A 20,456-nucleotide genomic window follows, 5' to 3' on the forward strand; every position below is an offset into this window, starting at 1 on the left:
TCCTTCAGGCAGTGAAACGTTGATGTTCGGACACGGCACGCGCCACCCAGACGCGGGCCTGGCCCAGGTAATGGGCTGGGTCGAGCAGGCGATCGAGTTCCTCAGCGGACAGCTCGGCACTGACCTGGGGTTCGTCACCCAGCACAGCACGCAGGTGACGCTGCTCGGCCACCGCGCGCTGACAGCATTGCTCCAGCAGGTGGTGGGCCCGGTCGCGCCCCAGGCGCTGGGCGAGGACGATGCTCACGGCTTCGGCCAGCACCAGGCCCTGGGTCAGGTCGAGGTTGCGGCGCATGCGCGCGGCATCCACCTCCATACCCTCGGCAATCACCTGGGCCTGGCGCAGGGCGCCGGAGACCAGGCAGCAGATATCAGGCAGGGTTTCCCATTCGGCATGCCACAGGCCCAGGCTGCGCTCATGCTCCTGAGGCATGGCACTGAACAGCGTCGAAACCAGCCCTGGCACCCGGGTCGCAGCGCCGATCAGCACGGCAGCGCCGACCGGGTTGCGCTTGTGCGGCATGGTCGAAGAACCACCCTTGCCCGGCGCGGACGGTTCGAACACCTCCCCTGCCTCGGTTTGCATCAGCAGGCTGATATCGCGGCCAAACTTGCCCAGGCTGCCCGCAACCAGGCCCAGTACCGAAGCAAACTCGACCAGTCGATCGCGCTGGGTATGCCAGGGTTGCTCGGGCAGGGTCAGCTTGAGTTGCCCGGCCAACGCCTCGGCCACTGGCATCGCTTTGCTACCCAAGGCAGCCAGGCTGCCCGAGGCACCGCCGAACTGCAGCACCAGCAAGCGCGGGCGCAGCTCCTGCAGGCGCTGGCGGTGGCGGGTCAAGGCGCCCAACACCCCGGCCAGCTTCATGCCCAGGGTCACCGGGGTGGCGTGTTGCAGCCAGGTGCGGCCCACCAGCGGTGTATCGGCATGCTTCAGGGCTTGCTGCGACAGCGTCTCGGCCAGCCTGCCAAGGTCGGCTTCGATCAGGTCGAGGGCATCGCGCAACTGCAGGATCAGCCCGGTATCCATCGCATCCTGGCTGGTAGCCCCCAAGTGCACGTAGCGCTCGGCTTCAGGCACGCCAGTGGCGATTACCTTGCCCAACGCCTTCACCAGCGGGATCGCCGAGTTGCCCGCGGTCGCGATGGCATTGGCCAAGGCGCCAACGTCATAGCGCTCGGCCTGGCACGCTGCCTCGATGGCCGCCACTGCACTATGCGGGACCAGCCCGGCAGCAGCTTCGGCATGGGCCAGCGCGGCCTCGAAATCGAGCATGCCCTGCAGGCGGCCACGGTCGGAGAAGATCTCGCGCATGGCCGGCGCGGTGAAGTAGGCGTCGAACAGTTGGTTGCTCATGCAGCGTCCTTAGTGATCATGGTGCAGGTACTCGGCCTGCTTCGGCAGGCGCAGGCTGAACAGGAAGGCTATCGCCATCATCGCCGTCACGTACCAGTAGAAGGTATTTTCCATACCCATGGTCTTCAGCCCCAGGGCCACGTACTCGGCCGAACCGCCAAATGCGGCGTTGGCCACCGCATAGGCCAGCCCCACCCCCAGCGCGCGCACCTGCGGCGGGAACATCTCGGCCTTCACCAGGCCGCTGATGGAGGTGTAGAAACTGACGATGCACAGTGCCAGGCTAATCAGCACGAAAGCCATGAACGGGCTGGTCACGGTTTTCAGTGCCATCAACAGCGGCACGGTGCACAGCGTACCCAAGGCGCCGAACAGCAGCATCGAATTACGCCGCCCGATGCGGTCGGAGAGCATCCCGAAGAATGGCTGCAGCACCATGAACAGGAACAGCGCGCCGGTCATCACGTAGCTGGCGTTCTTCGCCGTCATGCCCGCGGTGTTCACCAGGTACTTCTGCATGTAGGTGGTGAAGGTGTAGAAGATCAGCGAGCCGCCAGCGGTATAACCAAGCACGGTGACGAAGGCCGCAGCATGGTTGCGGAACAGCCCCTTGATGGTGCCAGCGTCCTTGTCCTGGCGGGTTTCGGCGCTGCTGGTCTCATGCAGCGAGCGGCGCAGCATCAACGAGATCAGCGCGGCGATGGCCCCCACCACAAAGGGAATGCGCCAGCCCCAGGCGCGCAGTTCATCTTCGGTCAGCAACTGCTGCAGGATCACCACGACCAGCACCGCCAGCAACTGGCCGCCGATCAAGGTCACGTACTGGAACGAGGCAAAAAAGCCGCGCTGCCCGCGCAGGGCCACTTCGCTCATGTAGGTGGCGGTGGTGCCGTACTCGCCCCCCACCGACAGGCCCTGGATCAGGCGGGCCAGCAACAGCAGCGCCGGAGCCCAGGTGCCAATGCTGGCGTAGGTAGGCAGACAGGCGATCATCAGTGAGCCGAAGCACATCATCAGCACTGAGATCATCAGGGAATTCTTGCGACCATGGCGGTCAGCGAGGCGGCCGAATATCCAGCCACCGATGGGGCGCATCAAAAAACCTGCGGCGAACACGCCCGCGGTGTTCAGCAGCTGTACGGTAGGGTCGTCGGAGGGGAAGAAGGCCGGGGCGAAGTAGATCGCGCAGAAGGCGTAGACGTAGAAGTCGAACCATTCCACCAGGTTGCCTGAAGAGGCACCAACGATAGCGAAGATGCGCTTGCTGCGCTCTTCGCCGGTGTAATAGGTTGAGGTCATGACGGTTTTACTCCTGGAGGGTCCTAGGTAAGTCTAGACATACCTAGTAACACACTCGTTCCGCTATCTGGCTGGCAATTGGCCCTACGTCTGACAAGTCCGGCCTCTTCGCGGGTAAACCCGCTCCCACAGGGGTTGCGTGGATCCCTGTGGGGGCGGGTTCACCCGCGAAGAGGCCGGTACAGGTCAAACTCGCTCGATGGCCAGCGCCAGACCTTGGCCGACACCTACACACATGGTCGCCAGGCCCTTGCGTCCACCACTCTTCTCCAGCTGATGCAGCGCCGTCAGCACCAGGCGCGCACCGCTCATGCCCAGCGGGTGGCCCAGGGCGATCGCGCCGCCATTAGGGTTCACCTGCGGCGCGTCATCGGCCACACCCAGCTCACGCAGCACCGCCAGGCCTTGGCTGGCGAAGGCTTCATTCAGCTCGATCACATCGAAATCATTCACCGCCACACCCAGGCGCTCGGTCAGCTTGCGCACCGCCGGCACCGGGCCGATACCCATCACCCGCGGTGCAACGCCGCCGCTGGCCATGCCCAACACGCGGGCACGTGGGGTCAGGCCGTGTTTCTTCACTGCTTCGGCCGAGGCCAGAATCAACGCTGCTGCACCGTCGTTCACGCCCGATGCGTTGCCAGCGGTGACAGTCTTGTCCGGGCCATTGACCGGCTTGAGCTTGGTCAGCGCTTCCAGGGTGGTTTCCGGGCGCAGGTGCTCGTCACGCTCAACGATGACTTCGCCTTTCTTGTGGGCGATACGCACCGGTACGATCTCTTCGGCGAAGAAGCCAGCAGCCTGGGCAGCAGCCGCCTTCTGCTGACTGCGCAGGGCGAAGGCGTCCTGGTCAGCACGCGACACCTGGTAATCGTCGGCCACGTTGTCAGCGGTTTCCGGCATGGAGTCGACGCCGTACTGGCTCTTCATCAGCGGGTTGATGAAACGCCAGCCGATGGTGGTGTCTTCCAGCTTCATGTTGCGCGAATAGCCGCTCTCGGCCTTGCCCATGACGAACGGGGCACGCGACATCGACTCGACGCCGCCGGCAATCGCCAGCTCCATTTCACCGCTGGCGATAGCGCGGAAGGCGGTGCCGATGGCATCCATGCCGGAGGCGCACAGGCGGTTCAGGGTCACGCCTGGAATGCTTTCTGGCAGACCAGCCAGCAGCAGCGCCATACGTGCCACGTTGCGGTTGTCTTCACCGGCCTGGTTGGCGCAGCCGAAGAACACCTCGTCGACCTGGTCCCATTGCACGCCGGGGTTGCGCTCGATCAGCGCCTTAAGCGGCACAGCGGCCAGGTCGTCGGCCCGCACACCCGCCAAGGCACCGCCAAAGCGGCCGATCGGGGTACGGATGGCGTCACAGATGAATACGTCTCGCATCAGGCTTCTCCTGCCGGCTGGCCATGGGCCGCGGCGGTACGGGCATCGAGGTCACGCAGGGCGGACAGCTCGATTTCGGTGGGTTCGGTAGTGGTCTGCACGTGGCATTTGGAGGCTCCTGGTCAGGGTGCTTCAGTGAGCTCAGATTAAGGAGACTGGTGGGTGGCTTACAATCCGATAATCGACTCTATGTGCGGTTATCGAACAATTTGTTGTCCTGCTACTCATCTCCGTTCGGGGGCTGCTCGGCAGCCTTACCGCGACACAACGCCACTTCTACAGAAGAGCAGTGAGGCGATAAGGCCGCAGAGCCACCCCTGCTTTCACGTCGCGTCGGCGTGGCTCACCAGGCCCTTCACGACCACACCCACGGTCGCCAGCGCTGCCGGCACCAGCAATGCAGTCAGCACCTGCTCGAAGTTCCAGCCCAGCCCCAGCAACGTCGCGCCACTCCAGGCGCCGAGGATGGCACCAAACCGACCGATGCCCAGCATCCACGATACACCCGTGGCACGGCCCTGGGTCGGATAGAAGCGTGCTGCTAGCGATGGCATCGCCGACTGCGCGCCGTTCACGCACATGCCCGCGATCAGCACCAGCGTGGCCAGTACGGTGATATTGCCCAGGCTCTGCCCGACGGCGTAAGCGAAAACCCCGGCCAGCAGGTAGAAAATGCCGATCACCTTGTGCGGGTTGAAGCGGTCCATCGCCCAACCTACGCCAACGGCACTGAGCACGCCGCCAAACTGGAACAGCGCGCCGATGAACGCGGCCTGCTCCATGCTCGCGCCACTGTCACGCATCAGGGTGGGCAACCAGCTGGTCAGCAGGTAGACGATGACCAGGCCCATGAAGTAGGTCAGCCACAGCAGCACGGTCCCCAGGCCATAGGTGCCAGAGAAGATCACCGCAAACACGTTGCGCGCGGCCACGGCCTTCTGTTCCGGCACGCTGAAGCTACCCGCCTCGGCCACTACCTGTGGCGCAATCGGCGACAAGGTCTTGCGCACCTTGTCGGTGCCACGGTTGCGTACCACCAGGAACCGCGCCGACTCCGGCAGCCAGACCATCAGCACCACCGCCAGCAGCAAGGGCAGCACGCCGCCAATCACCAGCAGACTGTGCCAGCCATAGGCCGGGATCATCTTCGCGGAAATGAAGCCACCACCGGCCATGCCCAGGTTGAAGCCGCAGAACATGCTGGTCACCAGCAACGACTTGAGGCGCTCCGGGGTATATTCGGACAGCAGCGTGGTGGCGTTGGGCATGCCGGCGCCAAGGCCCAGGCCGGTCAGGAAACGCAGCACCAGCAACTGGTCGACATTGGTGGCATAGGCCGAGGCCAGGCTGAAGCCACCGAACACCAGTACCGCCCCTACCAACACACCCTTGCGGCCAAATCGGTCGGCCAGCGGCCCGGAGCCGAGAGCGCCGAATACCATGCCGATCAATGCGGCACTCATCACCGGGCCGAGACTGGCGCGGTCGATGCCCCATTCCTGTGACAGCGCCGGGGCGATGAAGCCCATGGCGGCGGTGTCAAGGCCATCGAGGAAGACGATCAGGAAGCACAACAGCACGACCCGCCACTGGTAGCGGGACAGCGGCTGCTGATTGATGAACGACTGGACGTCGAGGCTTTTGCCGACGTTGTTTTGCGCTTGGTTCATTGTTGTTATCCAGAATATGAGGCACAGCCAAGCCACTGCACGCGGCTAACCGGTACAAGTTGGCAATGATCGGAAAAATCGGCCTGTGTCAGCCTGGATACAACGGGACTGCATGCGGGTGCGGCCGCGGCAGCGAAGGGACAGTATGCATGGTGAGTGCCTCTTATATTTTTCTTGTTCGGTCGGCACAGCCGACCGTTGCGAGAAACATTAATCAGCGGGCGCAGGTGACGCAATTCACCGGGAGCGACACTGTGCGTTTATCGCACAGAGATGGCTTTTACCTGTTCTATTTTGGGGCCGCTTTGCGGCCCCGGCCAGATCAACCAAACAATTGATGGCAAAGGTCGCGGCTGGCCGCCAGCAGAATCGGCAGGAAGCGCTGCTCCAGCTCGCTGCGCGTTACCCGCCCAACATGGGTGCTCACGTTCAACGCCGCCAGTACCTGCCCCGAAGCGTCATACACTGGTACTGCAATCGACCGCAGCCCCTGCTCCAGTTCCTGGTCCACCACGCACCAGCCCTGGGCACGCACCTGCTGAATGCAGGCAAACAGCGACTCAGGGTCATGCAGGGTACGGCTGGTCCGCGCCTTCAGGTCGGCGCGCTCCAGATACTCGCGCAAGCTGGTGTCATCCAGCGCCGCCAGCAGGATGCGCCCCATCGACGTGCAATAGGCCGGCAGGCGCCCGCCCACCGACAGGTCCACCGAAATCAACCGCTCGACCGTGGCCGATCGGGCTATATAAAGGATGTCATCGCCTTCGAGGGTGGCCATGTTGGCCGCCTCATGCAATTGGTCGCTGATACGGTCCAGGTAAGGCTGGGCCGAAATCGCCAGGGGCGTCGACGACAAGTAGGCATGCCCCAAGGTCAGCACTTTCGGCAACAGCGAATAAGTACGCCCATCGGTGGTGGCATAGCCGAGCTTGATCAACGTGTGCAGGCAGCGGCGCACGGCGGCACGCGGGATTTCCGTGCGATGGCTGATCTGGGCGATGGTCAGGTGGCGCTTGCGCTCCTGGAAGGCCTGGATGACGGCCAGCCCACGCGCCAGCGATGTCATGAAGTCCGGATCGCCGGTAAAAGCCTGGATGCGCTTGGCCGGGGAGGCCACGATTGGCGGCGCCATGGCCGCAGACGCAGGTCGCCCCGCCTCCGGATTGGCGGAATCGTTGTCCACGGTTTGGTCACTCATCGCACACCTCAAAAAAAACGCCGGTTCGTGCGATTATCGAACAAACGGCCGATAATCGCAATTGACCGCTGACACTTTTGCTTATACCTTTCTCATGCCACTTGTGGCTTCTTTGGAGAGACTGGTCAGGTACCCACCGTAGAAGTCCCCAGGCAACGGCCTCGCCTTGCGGCGAGGCCGTTTTTCATAACTACCCCGCCCGTACATTTCAGCGAACTTTTATCCGCGTTGCCTTTCCAAGTTGTACGAAAGGCCCAAATTGTTTGCGGGCACCTTCTACTCGTTATGTCAGGCGATGTCAGGCGATGTCAGGCTTGGTTAAATAACGCTGTTCGGCGATTTATCGATTGCTATAATCAAGTGCACAGGCCCCACTGTACGTAGTGGCAGTGCAACCTTGTGGTCATGAAGCCGTTGCGGCCTGCGAGGGGTGTGCGTACTGCACATCGCCTGACATTAGCCATTACTCTTAATTCAGGTACTGCATGTGACGAAAGATGAACTGCGCGCAGAACTCGAGCGCCAGGCTGAACGTTACAAGGATGTTTACGGCGGCGAAGTGACCACTTATGCCGCGCAACCCGATCCGGAACGCAAACCTTGGCGCAAACGCGCCAGTGTGCGCGACCAGGCCTTCAGCCAGGAACTGGAACGTATTGAAAAGGAACTGCGCAGCGACGCTCCCTGACCCGGGACCACGCCAGCGCGTCGTCGCCCGGCCAGCCCGGGCGCGGTCGATCTTTACTGCTCGGCCGATGATGAAATGGAATTACACAAATTTCATACGACCGTTTGAATCTCGATGGCACTGTTTTTTTTGGCATTTTTTGCCTAGTTTCGGCATTTTTCGCGCTTTTTGAACGATTTTTACCTGCCTGAACGCCCCGCCTTGCACCACGCCTTGCGGCCATGAAGATTGCCATCGGTCTGTAGCGGGTGCATCGATTGCCAAGGTTTTCTGGCATAATCCCGCCCCCCTATGACCGCCAGACAACCTTCATGATCGATTTATTCAGCGGACTGGATGCCTGGGTGTTGGTGAGCTTGCTGCTCGCCTTGACCTTCGTACTCGCCTTCGAGTTCATCAATGGCTTTCATGACACCGCCAACGCGGTAGCTACCGTCATCTATACCAAAGCCATGCCGCCGCACCTCGCCGTGTTCTTCTCCGGCGTGTTCAACTTCCTTGGCGTTCTGCTGGGCGGTGTCGGGGTGGCCTATGCCATCGTGCACCTGCTGCCGGTAGAGCTGCTGATCAATGTGAACACCGGACACGGCCTGGCCATGGTTTTCTCGCTGCTGGCTGCGGCCATCACCTGGAACCTGGGCACCTGGTACTTCGGTATCCCCGCCTCCAGTTCGCACACGCTGATCGGCTCCATCCTTGGTGTCGGCCTGGCCAATGCGCTGATCAACGACATTCCGCTGGGCGACGGCGTCAACTGGCAGAAGGCGATCGACATCGCCATGTCGCTGGTGGTCTCGCCGATGGCCGGCTTCGCCGTTGCAGCCCTGGTACTGATCGGCCTGAAATGGTGGCGCCCGCTGTCGAAGATGCACAAAACCCCCGAGCAGCGCCGCAAGCTCGACGACAAAAAGCACCCGCCGTTCTGGAACCGCATGGTGCTCGTGGTCTCGGCCATGGGCGTCAGCTTCGTGCACGGCTCCAATGACGGTCAGAAAGGTATCGGCCTGATCATGCTGGTGCTGATCGGTATCGTCCCGGCCAAGTTCGTCCTCGACCTGAACAGCACCACCTACCAGATCGAGCGCACCCGCGACGCCACCCTGCACATGAGCCAGTTCTACCAGCGTAACGCCGCTACCCTGGGCGACTTCCTGGCCCTGGGCAAGGCCAAGGCCAGCGACCTGCCGGAGCAGTTCAGCTGCAACCCGCAGCAGACCGAGCCGACCATCGCCGCGCTGCAGTCCTCGCTGCAGGGCGTAACCGACTACCACAGCCTGGATACCGAAAAGCGCATCGAAGTACGCCGCTACCTGCTGTGCCTGGATGACACGGCGAAGAAGGTTGGCAAACTGCCTGGCCTGGATGCCCGCGAAAAGGCCGACCTGGAAAAACTGCGCAAAGACCTTACCGCCACCACCGAATACGCCCCGTTCTGGGTAATCGTGGCCGTCGCCTTGGCCCTGGGCCTTGGCACCATGGTTGGCTGGAAGCGCGTGGTGCTGACCGTTGGCGAGAAGATCGGCAAGCAGGGCATGACCTATGCCCAGGGCATGTCGGCACAGATCACCGCAGCCTGCGCCATCGGCATGGCCAACGTGTTCGCCCTGCCGGTGTCGACCACTCACGTGCTGTCGTCCGGTGTGGCCGGCACCATGGTCGCCAACAAGAGCGGCCTGCAAGGCGGCACCGTGAAGACCATCCTGCTGGCCTGGGTCCTGACCCTGCCGGCCTCGATGGGCCTGGCTGCTGGTCTGTTCTGGCTGGCGTCCAAAGCCATTGGCTGAGTGACACCGCTATTGAAAAAGGCGCCATCGGCGCCTTTTTCATTGGTGTAACCCCTGCACCGGCACTACTTCTTCTTGCTCCCCAACAACGACCCCATCAAGCCTCGCATCAACTGCCGCCCCAACTGATTGGCCGCCTGGCGCACCGCCGACTTGATCGCCTGCCCCGCCGCGCTCTGCAAGAAATCACCGGCCTTGTCGGCAAAGCTCTCTTCATCGACCTTCGGTTGCGGCGCCGGCTCCACCGCCTGGCCTTTACGCTGAGTCAGCATTTCATAGGCCGACTCACGGTCCACCGGTTTGTCGTAACGCCCCGCCAACGGCGAAGCGGCCAACCGTGCACCGCGCTCCGCAGCACTCAACGGCCCGATTCGCGATTGCGGCGGTGCAACCAGTACCCGCTGCACCATGGCCGGCGTGCCCTTCTCTTCCAAGGTACCCACCAGCGCCTCGCCGATCCCCAGCTCGGTGAGCACTGCCAGGGTGTCGAATGCCGGGTTGGGCCGGAAACCATCAGCCACAGCCCGCAACGATTTCTGCTCCTTGGCAGTGAACGCCCGTAAGCCATGCTGAATGCGCAAGCCCAGCTGGGCCAGCACTGCATCCGGCAAGTCGCCGGGTGACTGGGTAACGAAGTACACGCCAACCCCCTTGGAGCGGATCAGCCGCACCACCTGCTCCAGGCGGTCCTGCAAGGCCTTGGGGGTACCGTTGAACAGCAGGTGCGCTTCATCGAAGAACAACGCCAACACCGGTTTGTCGGCATCGCCGCGCTCGGGCAACTGCTCGAACAACTCGGCCAGCAGCCACAAAAGAAAGGTCGCGTAAACCTTGGGCGCCTCATGCACCAGCCGGGTGGCATCAAGCAGGTGGATACGGCCTCGGCCATCCGCGTCGGGGCGCAGCAAGTCCTCAAGTTGCAACGCCGGCTCGCCAAACAGCGCCTCGGCGCCCTGCTGCTCCAGGGTCGCCAGCCGCCGCAACAAGGCCTGGGTAGAAGCCGTAGTCATCAACGCGCTGTCTTCGCCCAGCAGCTGTGGGTTGTCCTTCAGGTGCGCGAGCAGTGCCTTGAGGTCCTTGAGGTCGAGTAGCAGCAGGCCCTCGCGATCGGCCACCTTGAACGCCGCATACAACGCCGCCTGCTGGCTGTCGGTCAGCTCCAGCAAGTTGCCCAGCAGCAGCGGCCCCATTTCGCTGAGTGTGGTGCGCAACGGGTGGCCGGACTGCCCGGCGATATCCCACAAGCTGACCGGATAGGCCTGCGGCACATGCCCCAGCCATGGCATGCCGGCGATCCGTTCCGCCACCTTGCCCTGTGGCGCACCGGCAGCACCCAGGCCGCAGAGGTCCCCTTTGACGTCGGCGGCAAACACTGCCACCCCGGCGTCGCTGAACACTTCCGCCAGGTGTTGCAGGGTGACGGTCTTGCCAGTACCCGTCGCACCCGCCACCAAGCCGTGACGGTTGGCAAGTCGCATGGCCTGCCCGACTGGCTGGCCATCCGGGCCAGCACCTACAACGATGGTCGAAGTTTCCGGCATCTCATCAATCCTCTGCTCAAGCTTTAACTAAATTCGGCCGATACCTTTGGGTGATATTCGCCTTAATAGAGAGGAACAACCGAAAAGGGACTTTTCGGGATGTTGCACTGGCTACAGCTCCACTCGTGCGAACGCCTGATATAAAACCTTAGCGGAACCGATTACGCCATGAACAAAAGCCTTCGTTTCAGCCACAAGATTCTATTGGCAGCATCACTGATCGTGATACTCGCCTTCAGCCTTTTCACCCTCTACAACGATTACCTCCAGCGTAATGCGATCCGCGAGAACCTGGAAAACTATCTGGCTGAAATGGGCACCTCCACTTCCACCAATATCCGCAACCTGTTCGAAGGCCGGATCAAACTGGTGGAAAACCTGGCGCAGAACATTGCCCAAGACCCGGCCAACGCCGAGACCCTGATGGGCCAGAATGCACTGGTTTCCAGCTTCCTCACCGTCTATCTGGGCAAGGTCGATGGCGGTTTCAGCGTGCGCCCTGATTCGAAGATGCCGGACGGCTACGACCCGCGCACCCGCCCTTGGTACAAAGATGGCATGAATGCCAGCGGGGCGACCCTGACCGAGCCGTACATCGACATGACCACCAACAAGATGGTCATCGGCATCCTCAGCAAGGTCTCCAGCAGTGTTGGCGTAGTCGGTGGCGACCTGGCCCTGGACGGCCTGGTGCAGATCATCAACTCGCTGAATTTCGGCGGCATGGGCTACGCCTTCCTGGTCAACGACCAAGGCAAGGTTCTGGTGCATCCGGACAAAGACCTGGTGATGAAGTCGCTGTCGGACCTGTTCCCGCAGCACACGCCTAAATTGACCGGTGAGCTGACCGAAGTACACAGCGATGGCCAGACCCGCCTGCTGACCTTCAGCCCCATCACTGGCCTGCCATCGGCCAACTGGTACATCGGCCTGTCGGTGGACAAGGACAAGGCCTTCTCGATGCTCAGTACTTTCCGCACCTCGGCGGTGATCGCCACGGTGGTGGCGGTGGTAATCATCATCGGCCTGCTCGGCCTGCTGATCCGCGTGCTGATGCAGCCGCTGCACACCATGACCCGTGCCATGGAAGACATCGCCGAGGGTGAAGGGGACCTGACCAAGCGCCTGCGCATCCACAACCACGATGAATTCGGCATCCTCGGCAACGCCTTCAACCGCTTCGTCGAACGCATTCACAGCAGCATCAGCGAAGTTTCCTCGGCCACCGAGCAAGTCAACGAAGTGGCCCTGCGGGTCATCAGCGCTTCCAACTCGTCGATGACCAACTCCGACGAGCAGTCCAACCGCACCAACAGTGTTGCCGCCGCCATCAACGAACTGGGCGCCGCAGCCCAGGAAATTGCCGGTAATGCCGCCCAGGCTTCGCAGCACGCCAGCTCGGCACGCCTGCTGGCTGAAGAAGGCCAGCAGGTGGTCGAGCGCAATATTGCAGCCATGAACCGCCTGTCGGACCTGATCGTCACCTCCAGCGAGCACATCGAAACGCTGAACAGCAAGACCGTGAACATTGGCCAGATCCTCGAAGTGATCACCAGCATTTCCCAGCAGACCAACCTGCTGGCGCTGAACGCCGCCATCGAAGCGGCCCGCGCCGGGGAAGCCGGGCGAGGTTTTGCCGTGGTCGCCGATGAAGTGCGCAACCTGGCACATCGCACCCAGGAATCGGCGCAACAGGTACAGACCATGATCGAAGAACTGCAGGTCGGTGCCCGCGAATCGGTCGAGACCATGGACCAGAGCCAGCGCCACAGCCAGGACAGCATGCAGATCGCCAACCAGGCCGGCGAACGCCTGGACAGCGTGACCGTGCGCATTGGCGAGATCGACGGCATGAACCAGTCGGTGGCCACGGCCACTGAAGAACAGACCGCCGTGGTCGAGGCGATCAACATGGACATCAACGAGATCAACATGCTCAACCAGGAAGGCGTCGAGAACTTGCAAGCCACCCTGCGTGCGTGCGCCGACCTTGAACAACAGGCCGGGCGCCTGAAGCACTTGGTGGGCAGTTTCCGCATCTGACAGGCACTCCACCGCCCCCCTGCAGGAGCAGCCTTGTGCTGCGAGCGGGCACTTCAGCCTAAACAGCTGTACTGCCCGTTCTGGCCCTTCGCAACACACGGCTGCTCCTGCAGAACAACGGGTCTCCTTCCCGTTACACCCCGCCCAACCCCGATCGAACAAACTATCCTTCACAAAGGTCAACCTTTAGGCGTGTCATCGCCGGCAATCCAGCGCCGGATGACAGACCCGAAGACGATCCCGGAGGGATGCTGATCGTGCACATCGCCGACATCACCATGTTCTACGCCCCGGCCAGCGGGGGCGTACGTACCTATCTTGATGCCAAACACCGCCGCCTCGACGCCATCCACGGCGTACGCCACAGCCTGTTGATTCCCGGCCCCAGCGCCCAGCACGCTGATGGCGTCTACCAGGTACCCGCCCCCCCTCTGCCGTTTGGCAAGGGGTACCGCTTTCCGGTACGCCTGGCCCCGTGGTGCAAGACACTGCGCACCCTCAAGCCCGACCTGATCGAAGTCGGCGACCCTTATCTGACCGCCTGGGCAGCGCTGGAGGCACGGCGCCAGCTCGATGTCCCGGTGATCGGCTTCTACCATTCCGATCTGCCGCTGCTGGTCAGCAACCGTATGGGCAACTGGTTCACCCCCAATGTCGAAGCCTATGTCAGCAAGCTTTACGGCAATTTCGACCGGGTGCTGGCCCCCAGCCAGGTCATGGCCGACAAGCTGCGCCGCCTGGGTGTACGTGACGTCCACGTGCAGCGCCTGGGTGTCGACCTGGCCACCTTCCACCCCGAACAGCGTGACCCGGGCCTGCGCGCGCAACTGGGCATTGCCGACACCAGCCGGCTGCTGATCTACGCCGGTCGCGGCTCGCGGGAGAAGAACCTGCCGGTTCTGCTCGACTGTATTCAGCAGCTTGGTCAGCCCTACCACCTGTTGCTGGTGGGCTCGAACATGCCGGCCAATGTGCCGCACAACGTCAGCGTGATCGACCACTTCTGCCCCGCAGCAGAGGTCGCCCGGCTGATGGCCAGCGCCGACCTGCTGGTGCATGCAGGTGACCAGGAAACCTTCGGCCTGGTCATTCTCGAAGCCATGGCCAGCGCCACCCCTGTGGTCGCAGTGCGCGCCGGTGCGTTTGGTGAAATCATCAACGAGCAGTGCGGCCGCCTGTGTCGCCCCAACGATGCCCAGGCCATGGCCACGGCAGTGCGCGAGGTATTCGAAACCGGAGTAGACGAACTCGGCGCACAGGCCCGTCGACATGTAGAACAGCACTACTCCTGGGAGAATGTGGTCACCGGCCTGCTGCAGCACTACCAGGCTGTGCTTGGCCACCAACCGCAGGTACTCGCCCATGGTTGAGCCACTACCGGCATCGCGCAGCCTGATGCTGGTGCTGCACGATGTCGCGCCCGAGACCTGGCCCGACTACCAGCCCTTCGTCCAGGCCGTCGATGCCATCGGCGGCGTGCCCATGACCTGGCTGGTGGTACCGGACTTTCACCAGCGCAACCCGCTGCTGCGCTCACCGGGCTTCTGCAGCCTGCTGGAGCGGCGCCTGGCCCAAGGCGATGAGTTGGCCCTGCACGGTTATCACCATGCCGACAATGGCCCGCCGCCGCGCACCCCCGGCGAATACTTCATGCGCCGTATTTACACCCACGAAGGCGAGTTCTACGGCCTCGACCAGCAACAGGCGCTGCAACGCCTGAAACACGGCCTGGCGCTGTTCGACCAGCAGGGCTGGCCGGTGGCCGGCTTTGTCGCGCCGGCCTGGCTGATGAGCGAAGGTACCCGCCAGGCCCTGCGCCAGCTGCCCTTGCGCTACACCAGCACACCGCAGCATCTGTACCGCCTGCCGGAGTTCACCCCGATCAAAGCCCCCGGGCTGGTATGGAGCGCCCGCAGTGCCTGGCGCCGCGGGCTGTCGAGGGCGCTGTGCGACTGGCAATGCCGGCGCTGGCAGAATGCCGAAACCTTGCGCCTGGGCCTGCACCCGGTGGACATGCGCCACCGCACCTCCCGTGAATACTGGCTAAGCACCTTGCGCAGCCTCATGGCACAAGGCCGCGAGCCACTGACCAAGTCGGCCTGGCTGGACCGCCAGGCCAGCGCATGAATCGCCTGGCCTGGCTCGGCCTGGCGCTGATCGGCGCCGTGCTGGTGCCAACCTTGCTCGGCGGCAGCGAGCTGCTGCCCAGGCTACAGCGCTTCGACCCCGGGCTGATGCTGACGCTGCTGGGCATGATCCTGTTGTGCTGGGTAATCAACGCAATGCGCCTGCGCTTGCTGCTCGGCCAGCAGGGCTCAAGGCTTGGACGCATTCGGAGCCTGGGCGTGGTGATGGCCACCGAGTTCGCCATCTGCACGACCCCCGGCGGGAGCGGTGGGCCACTGACCCTGATGGCCCTGCTGGCGCGTGAGCGTATCGGCCCCGCGCGCAGCGGCGCGGTATTCGCCATGGACCAGCTGAACGACCTGGTGTTTTTCTTTTGCGCCATGCTGGCAATCGCCGGCTATGCGTTGTTCCACAGCCTGGGGCGTAGCCAGGAAAGCATGTTGCTAGGCAGTGCACTGCTGCTCTGCAGCGCGTTGGCTGGCGTGATCGGGTTGTTGCGCTACCGACGCCCGCTGATGCGTCTGAACGGCAAGCTACTGCAACGCCTGGGCGTAGGCCACCCGCGCAAACGCCGCTGGGCGCGCAAGGTGTTGCATTTCATCGACGCGCTGGCACAGACCTGGGGGCTGCCTAAACGCACGCTGACAACGGTGTTCATCCTCACCTGCGTCCACTGGGGGCTGCGCTACAGCGTGCTGTATCTGGTATTGCGCGGGTTGGGCGTGGACCTGGCGTGGATCCCCAGCTTCCTGGTGCAGATGGTGTCGCTCAGTGCCGGCCAGTTCAGCTTGCTACCCGGCGGAGCAGGTGCTGCCGAGCTGACCTCGGCCAGCCTGCTGACGCCACTCGTGGGCAGTTCCACAGCAGCTGCTGCGATCCTGATATGGCGAGCGGTTACTTATTACTTCTACCTGTTGGCCGGTGGGCCGGTGTTCGTATGCCTGCTGGCGCGTCCGTTACTGGAGCGCTGGCGGCGTCAGGCGGGTTGAGCTGTTGCCAGAGCTCGGCAGCACCGGGGAAGTCGGTGCCGTCGGTGTCGGCCAGGGCTTCGGGGTCATAGCGGGCAAGGCAACCTTCGCCCAGGGTGGGAGGGGGTGAGGCATGGGGTTGGTTGCGCCGCTTGGCCATCGGGATCTCCCTCAAGGTTGCCGGGGGCCCTTCCCACCCCAACCGCCGGCAAGCCAGGTGCAATACCTGTGAAAGCTTGCCGACGCTGGGCTGCAAGGCAGCCCCCTACACCATCAATCAAACACCACAGTCTTGTTGCCATGCACCAGTACGCGGTCTTCCAGGTGATAGCGCAAGCCACGAGCCAGCACCATCTTCTCGACATCGCGGCCAAAGCGGACCATGTCCTCGATGCTGTCGGCATGGCTGACACGTACCACGTCCTGTTCGATGATCGGGCCGGCGTCCAGCTCTTCGGTGACGTAGTGGCAAGTTGCGCCGATCAGTTTCACGCCACGCAGCGAGGCCTGGTGATAAGGCTTGGCGCCCACGAACGACGGCAGGAAGCTGTGGTGAATGTTGATCACCTTCTCGGCATAGTCCCGGCACAGTTGTGGCGGCAGAATCTGCATGTAGCGGGCAAGCACTACAACGTCGGCAGCATGCTCCTCGACCAGGCGCGACACTTCGGCAAAGGCCGGGGCCTTGTCCTTGGGGTCGACCGGTACATGGAAGAACGGAATACCGTGCCACTCGACCATGCTGCGCAGGTCGTTGTGGTTGGAGATCACACAGGGAATCTCGCAATCCAGCTCATCGGTGTGCCAGCGGTGCAGCAGGTCGGCCAGGCAGTGCGATTCACGGCTGGCCATCAATACCACGCGTTTTTTTTGCGCCGAGTCGGTAACACGCCACGTCATCGAGAACTCTTCGGCGATGGGGGCAAACGCCTCGCGGAAGGCTTCAATACCGAACGGCAGCGATTCAGCGCGGATTTCATGGCGCATGAAGAACCAACCGCTCTGCTCATCGGAGTGGTGGCTGGCTTCGTTGATCCAGCCATTGTACAAGGCCAGAAAATTACTGACTTTCGCCACGATGCCTACACGGTCGGGGCAGGCGATCACCAGACGATAGGTGCGCATGAATGAGACTCCAGAACTTCGCAAAGGCGCCTATTCTAGCGGCCCGCCAGGAAAAACGCAGTATCGATTGCAGCAGCCGGGCCGGAGTGGCGAAGGCGACGTACTGTAGCCGTGTGTGACAGACATGACCAAACACAGGGCTTTATGTAAATTTTTGTTCACCTGAGAAATATTGTCACAGCTTAATTAACAGTTAACTGGCCAATATTAGGTTTACTTGCGAGTATCGCGTGTCTATTATTGCCTCACACATTTTCCGAACACGCATTAAGGAACACTCCATGTCCCTGATCAACGAATACCGCGCTACCGAAGAAGCCATCAAGGAACTTCAGGCCCGCCTGGCCAACCTGTCCCAGGATGACAAGCTGAAGAAAGAACTGGAGTTCGAAGGCAAACTGCGCAACCTGATGGGCGAGTACTCCAAGTCGCTGCGTGACGTGATTGCCCTGCTGGACCCAGAGTCGAAACTGAGCAAGGGCCCGCGTGGTGCAGTCAAGGCTGTTGCCACCAAGCGTGCGCGCAAGGTCAAGCAATACAAGAACCCGCACAACGGTGAAGTGATCGAAACCAAAGGCGGCAACCACAAGACCCTGAAAGAGTGGAAAGCCAATTGGGGCGGTGATGTGGTTGAAAGCTGGGCTACCCTGCTGGACTGATTGTCCGCCTACGCCCTTGCTTATCGCAGCAACAACGCCGGCACATTGCCGGCGTTGTTGTTTCTGGCCTTCAGCCAATTGCAAACTGCTGCTGCAACTGCCGGGCATGCACTTGCCAGGCCTCCAGCACACGCCGGCCCGCCTCGTCGGCGCCCTCCCAGGCTTGCTGGCGCGCCTGTTCGAAGTCGCCCAGCGTGTTTGGCGCGCCCCATTGCGGCTCGCTCAGGCGCTGCCGACAGAAGCCATGCCAGCGTTGCCGCTCTTCGCCACTTAGGGTCTCGGGGAAGTTGCGCGCCCGATAGCGGAACAACAGTTCCGGCAATCGCGGGTCGTCGAACATCCAGTGGCCGTGGCTCAACTGCGCCGGTTCCAGGCCCCGAACTTGCTCGCACAAACGGCGGTCACGGTCACCGATAAAACCGTCATACAACTGCTGTTCAGGATCTTCACTCGGGGCGAAGTCTTCCGTGCAGTAGATGTGTTCCAGCTTGTCTTGCCATTGCGCCTGTTGATTGGCCAACTGTTCGCCACGCAATTGTAACAACGTCAAGTCCAGGCCTAACCGTTGTTGATCGGCTGGTCGTAATACCGACAGCGGCGCCAGTACCGGGCAGCGGTTGATCTGTACCAGTTTCAACGGTACCGGTAATTCCCCGTCGGCCAATTCATCATGCCGGGTGTACAAACGCTGGCGCAAAACTTCGGCACTTTCCCTCAGTAACGGTAGGGTTTCCTGATGCAGATCGCACACAATCAATGCATTGCGATTGCGGGGGTGCCACGCCAGTGGCAATACGACACCCAGGTAATTACGTGCTGCTGAAAAGCGCCCGGAAATATGCACCAGTGGCTGCAATAAACGGATCTGCTCCATCACTTTGTGCTTGCTGCGCAACTGGAACAGCCAGTCATACAACTTGGGCTGCTTCTGGCGGATCAGGCGGGCCAGTGCAATGGTTGCCCGCACGTCGGAAAGCGCTTCGTGGGCATGGCCGTGGTCAATGCCATTGGCCTTGCTGAGCAATTCCAGGCGCAGGCTGGTGCGCCCGTCCTGCTGCGGCCATTGAATGCCGTCGGGGCGCAAGGCATAGGCGGTGCGCACGATGTCAATCAGGTCCCAGCGGCTGTTGCCGCCCTGCCATTCACGGGCATAGGGGTCAAAAAAGTTGCGGTACAGACTGTAGCGCGTCACTTCGTCATCGAAGCGCAGCGTGTTGTAGCCAGCGCCACAGGTACCCGGCTGCGCCAGCTGTGCGTGCACCCGGGTCATGAACTCGGCTTCGCACAGGCCCTTTTCGGCCAGCAGCTGCGGAGTGATGCCAGTGACCAGGCACGCCGCCGGGTGCGGAAGGATGTCGTCGGAGGGGCGGCAATAAAGGCTGATCGGCTCATCGATCTCGTTGAGGTCGAAGTCAGTGCGCACGCCGGCCACCTGCAGCGGCCGGTCGCAGCGCGGGTTGATGCCGGTGGTTTCGTAGTCGTGCCAGAAAATGCTGGAGGTCACGGGGTCGTCCTGTATCAAGGTCGACCCGATTCTAGCGCGATTCCTAGCGAACCAAGGCTCAGACGGAGGCGTTGGCGGGGCGGAAGCTGAAATAGTCGCGCAGCGAATGCACGAAATCATCGTACTCACGGGGCGCTTGCAGCAGCATGAAGCCCGAATCGTAATGCCCTGGCGTCTGGTCTTCGCTGCACCACAGGCAACTGGCGGTAAGGTTGACGAACTGATGGCCGCCGCCAACCAACGGCATGCGTAATTGCAGCTCGTAGTCGGGCCCGACCAGCACAGGTAGCTGGCTGATGACCATCAGGCCGTCTTCGGAGGCATTGCCCAGCTGGCCGATCTCCTGACCGGTAAAGCGGTTGAACACCTTGAGGACGCAAGGCAGCTGATGGCGTTCGATGTGGCGCTTGTTGAACATGATCGCGAGTGTATTCCGTACCTGATGCCAGGAATACAAGGTACTGGCGGTTGTTGTAACAGCTGAGTTACAGATTAGCGCAGGGCGCGCGGCAAATCCCGTGAAATAAATCACACCTTGGCATTAACGCCAAGGTGCACTCGTCACCGGGCTGGCCACGGCAGCTTCGCCGCGACGGTAATGCCCCAGTTTCTCGAGGGTCTGCAGGCGTGCCTGGGCGCGGTAGGCGTATTCGTTGCCCGGGTATTTCTGGATCAAGTACTGGTAGGTCTGCGCGGCATCAACGTACAAGGCCTGCCGCTCGAGGCATTGGCCGCGCAGCAGCGACACCTCGGGGTGGATGAACGGCCGCGCACGGCTGGTGCGGTCGACTTGCGACAGCTCAAGCATGACCCGCGCACAATCGCCACGGTCGTAGGCGCGATAGGCATTGTTCAGGTGGTGGTCCATGGACCAACGGGTGCAGCCGACAGCGCTGGCGGCCAGGGCTAAAACGATCAGGGCTCGCATGGGGATCTCCTTTGATACCAGTGTATCGGCGTTTGCATGCAAATCTTCACACCCTTTTGCCAGGATACCTTGCCCGTTCAAATGCCACCCTGCCTTGGTCGCAGGTAGTGCAACGGAACAATGACTACAGCGCAATTGAGGAGTAGCCTTTCGCTGCGCTTCACTATAGGAGTCTG

General features: G+C 62.1%; 16 protein-coding genes and 3 pseudogenes. 8 read left to right on the plus strand and 11 right to left on the minus strand.

Annotated features, from left to right (window positions below; translation table 11 throughout):
* Positions 1-4: 4 nt before the first annotated feature.
* The 6 genes and pseudogenes from OO258_RS17165 to pcaR form a co-directional block, all read right to left on the minus strand.
* The gene (locus tag OO258_RS17165; protein WP_266031828.1) at positions 5-1,357 is read right to left on the minus strand and encodes a 3-carboxy-cis,cis-muconate cycloisomerase; all 1,353 of its coding nucleotides are present in this window, start codon (positions 1,355-1,357) and stop codon (positions 5-7) included.
* A gap of 9 nt (positions 1,358-1,366) precedes the next feature.
* Positions 1,367-2,656, minus strand: coding sequence for an MFS family transporter (locus OO258_RS17170; RefSeq protein ID WP_110742675.1), 1,290 nt, complete (start codon positions 2,654-2,656; stop codon positions 1,367-1,369).
* A gap of 186 nt (positions 2,657-2,842) precedes the next feature.
* Positions 2,843-4,048 (minus strand): 3-oxoadipyl-CoA thiolase, encoded by a 1,206-nt coding sequence (pcaF, locus tag OO258_RS17175; RefSeq protein WP_175442624.1) that lies wholly within the window; start codon positions 4,046-4,048, stop codon positions 2,843-2,845.
* Positions 4,045-4,146: pseudogene (locus OO258_RS17180) on the minus strand (CoA-transferase subunit beta); the annotation flags it as partial. The gene pcaF and the pseudogene OO258_RS17180, both read right to left, overlap by 4 nt.
* Before the next feature lie 222 nt (positions 4,147-4,368).
* Positions 4,369-5,715 (minus strand): MFS transporter, encoded by a 1,347-nt coding sequence (locus OO258_RS17185; protein WP_266031829.1) that lies wholly within the window; start codon positions 5,713-5,715, stop codon positions 4,369-4,371.
* Positions 5,716-6,037: 322 nt separating this feature from the next.
* Positions 6,038-6,913, minus strand: a complete 876-nt coding sequence (gene pcaR / locus OO258_RS17190) for a pca regulon transcriptional regulator PcaR (RefSeq protein WP_110742673.1) — start codon at positions 6,911-6,913, stop codon at positions 6,038-6,040.
* A 487-nt stretch (positions 6,914-7,400) separates the two neighbouring features.
* Here pcaR and OO258_RS17195 point away from each other — a divergent pair, with 487 nt between their 5' ends.
* Together OO258_RS17195 and OO258_RS17200 are read left to right on the plus strand one after the other, a co-directional pair.
* Positions 7,401-7,601, plus strand: coding sequence for a hypothetical protein (locus OO258_RS17195; RefSeq protein WP_110742672.1), 201 nt, complete (start codon positions 7,401-7,403; stop codon positions 7,599-7,601).
* A 311-nt stretch (positions 7,602-7,912) separates the two neighbouring features.
* On the plus strand, positions 7,913-9,385 hold the full coding sequence (locus OO258_RS17200; RefSeq protein ID WP_110742671.1) for an inorganic phosphate transporter: 1,473 nt from the start codon (positions 7,913-7,915) through the stop codon (positions 9,383-9,385).
* A 65-nt stretch (positions 9,386-9,450) separates the two neighbouring features.
* Here the strand turns inward: OO258_RS17200 and OO258_RS17205 are convergent, their stop codons facing one another.
* Complete coding sequence (locus OO258_RS17205; protein WP_266031830.1) at positions 9,451-10,926, minus strand: helicase HerA-like domain-containing protein; 1,476 nt, start codon at positions 10,924-10,926, stop codon at positions 9,451-9,453.
* Between the two features lie 168 nt (positions 10,927-11,094).
* On the opposite strand from OO258_RS17205, the pseudogene OO258_RS27710 reads away from it, so the two are divergent.
* From OO258_RS27710 to OO258_RS17225, 5 genes and pseudogenes are all read left to right on the plus strand, one after another.
* Positions 11,095-12,111: pseudogene (locus OO258_RS27710) on the plus strand (cache domain-containing protein); the annotation flags it as partial.
* Positions 12,112-12,372: 261 nt separating this feature from the next.
* A pseudogene (locus OO258_RS27715) lies at positions 12,373-12,969 on the plus strand (methyl-accepting chemotaxis protein); the annotation flags it as partial.
* Between the two features lie 248 nt (positions 12,970-13,217).
* A complete protein-coding gene (locus OO258_RS17215) occupies positions 13,218-14,339 on the plus strand; it encodes a glycosyltransferase family 4 protein (RefSeq protein ID WP_266031832.1) in 1,122 nt (373 codons plus the stop codon).
* A complete protein-coding gene (locus OO258_RS17220; RefSeq protein ID WP_266031833.1) occupies positions 14,332-15,096 on the plus strand; it encodes a DUF2334 domain-containing protein in 765 nt (254 codons plus the stop codon). The genes OO258_RS17215 and OO258_RS17220 overlap by 8 nt, the downstream gene beginning before the upstream one ends.
* Positions 15,093-16,085, plus strand: coding sequence for a lysylphosphatidylglycerol synthase transmembrane domain-containing protein (locus tag OO258_RS17225; protein ID WP_266031834.1), 993 nt, complete (start codon positions 15,093-15,095; stop codon positions 16,083-16,085). The genes OO258_RS17220 and OO258_RS17225 overlap by 4 nt, the downstream gene beginning before the upstream one ends.
* A gap of 252 nt (positions 16,086-16,337) precedes the next feature.
* Here OO258_RS17225 and purU read toward each other — a convergent pair whose 3' ends face one another.
* Positions 16,338-17,189 carry a formyltetrahydrofolate deformylase gene (gene purU / locus OO258_RS17235; protein ID WP_110742665.1) on the minus strand — a complete coding sequence of 284 codons (852 nt, stop codon included), beginning with the start codon at positions 17,187-17,189 and terminating at the stop codon, positions 16,338-16,340.
* A gap of 281 nt (positions 17,190-17,470) precedes the next feature.
* Here purU and mvaT point away from each other — a divergent pair, with 281 nt between their 5' ends.
* Positions 17,471-17,848, plus strand: coding sequence for a histone-like nucleoid-structuring protein MvaT (gene mvaT / locus OO258_RS17240; RefSeq protein WP_110742664.1), 378 nt, complete (start codon positions 17,471-17,473; stop codon positions 17,846-17,848).
* 70 nt (positions 17,849-17,918) lie between these two features.
* On the opposite strand, the gene sbcB is transcribed toward mvaT, so the two are convergent.
* From sbcB to OO258_RS17255, 3 genes are all read right to left on the minus strand, one after another.
* Positions 17,919-19,352 (minus strand): exodeoxyribonuclease I, encoded by a 1,434-nt coding sequence (gene sbcB / locus OO258_RS17245; RefSeq protein ID WP_266031835.1) that lies wholly within the window; start codon positions 19,350-19,352, stop codon positions 17,919-17,921.
* Positions 19,353-19,410: 58 nt separating this feature from the next.
* Positions 19,411-19,770 carry a PilZ domain-containing protein gene (locus tag OO258_RS17250; RefSeq protein ID WP_110742662.1) on the minus strand — a complete coding sequence of 120 codons (360 nt, stop codon included), beginning with the start codon at positions 19,768-19,770 and terminating at the stop codon, positions 19,411-19,413.
* A gap of 123 nt (positions 19,771-19,893) precedes the next feature.
* Positions 19,894-20,280 carry a tetratricopeptide repeat protein gene (locus OO258_RS17255; RefSeq protein ID WP_110742661.1) on the minus strand — a complete coding sequence of 129 codons (387 nt, stop codon included), beginning with the start codon at positions 20,278-20,280 and terminating at the stop codon, positions 19,894-19,896.
* Positions 20,281-20,456 lie beyond the last annotated feature (176 nt).

The sequence above is a fragment of the Pseudomonas sp. DCB_BI genome (assembly GCF_026240995.1).
In the GTDB taxonomy this organism is placed as follows: Bacteria; Pseudomonadota; Gammaproteobacteria; order Pseudomonadales; family Pseudomonadaceae; genus Aquipseudomonas.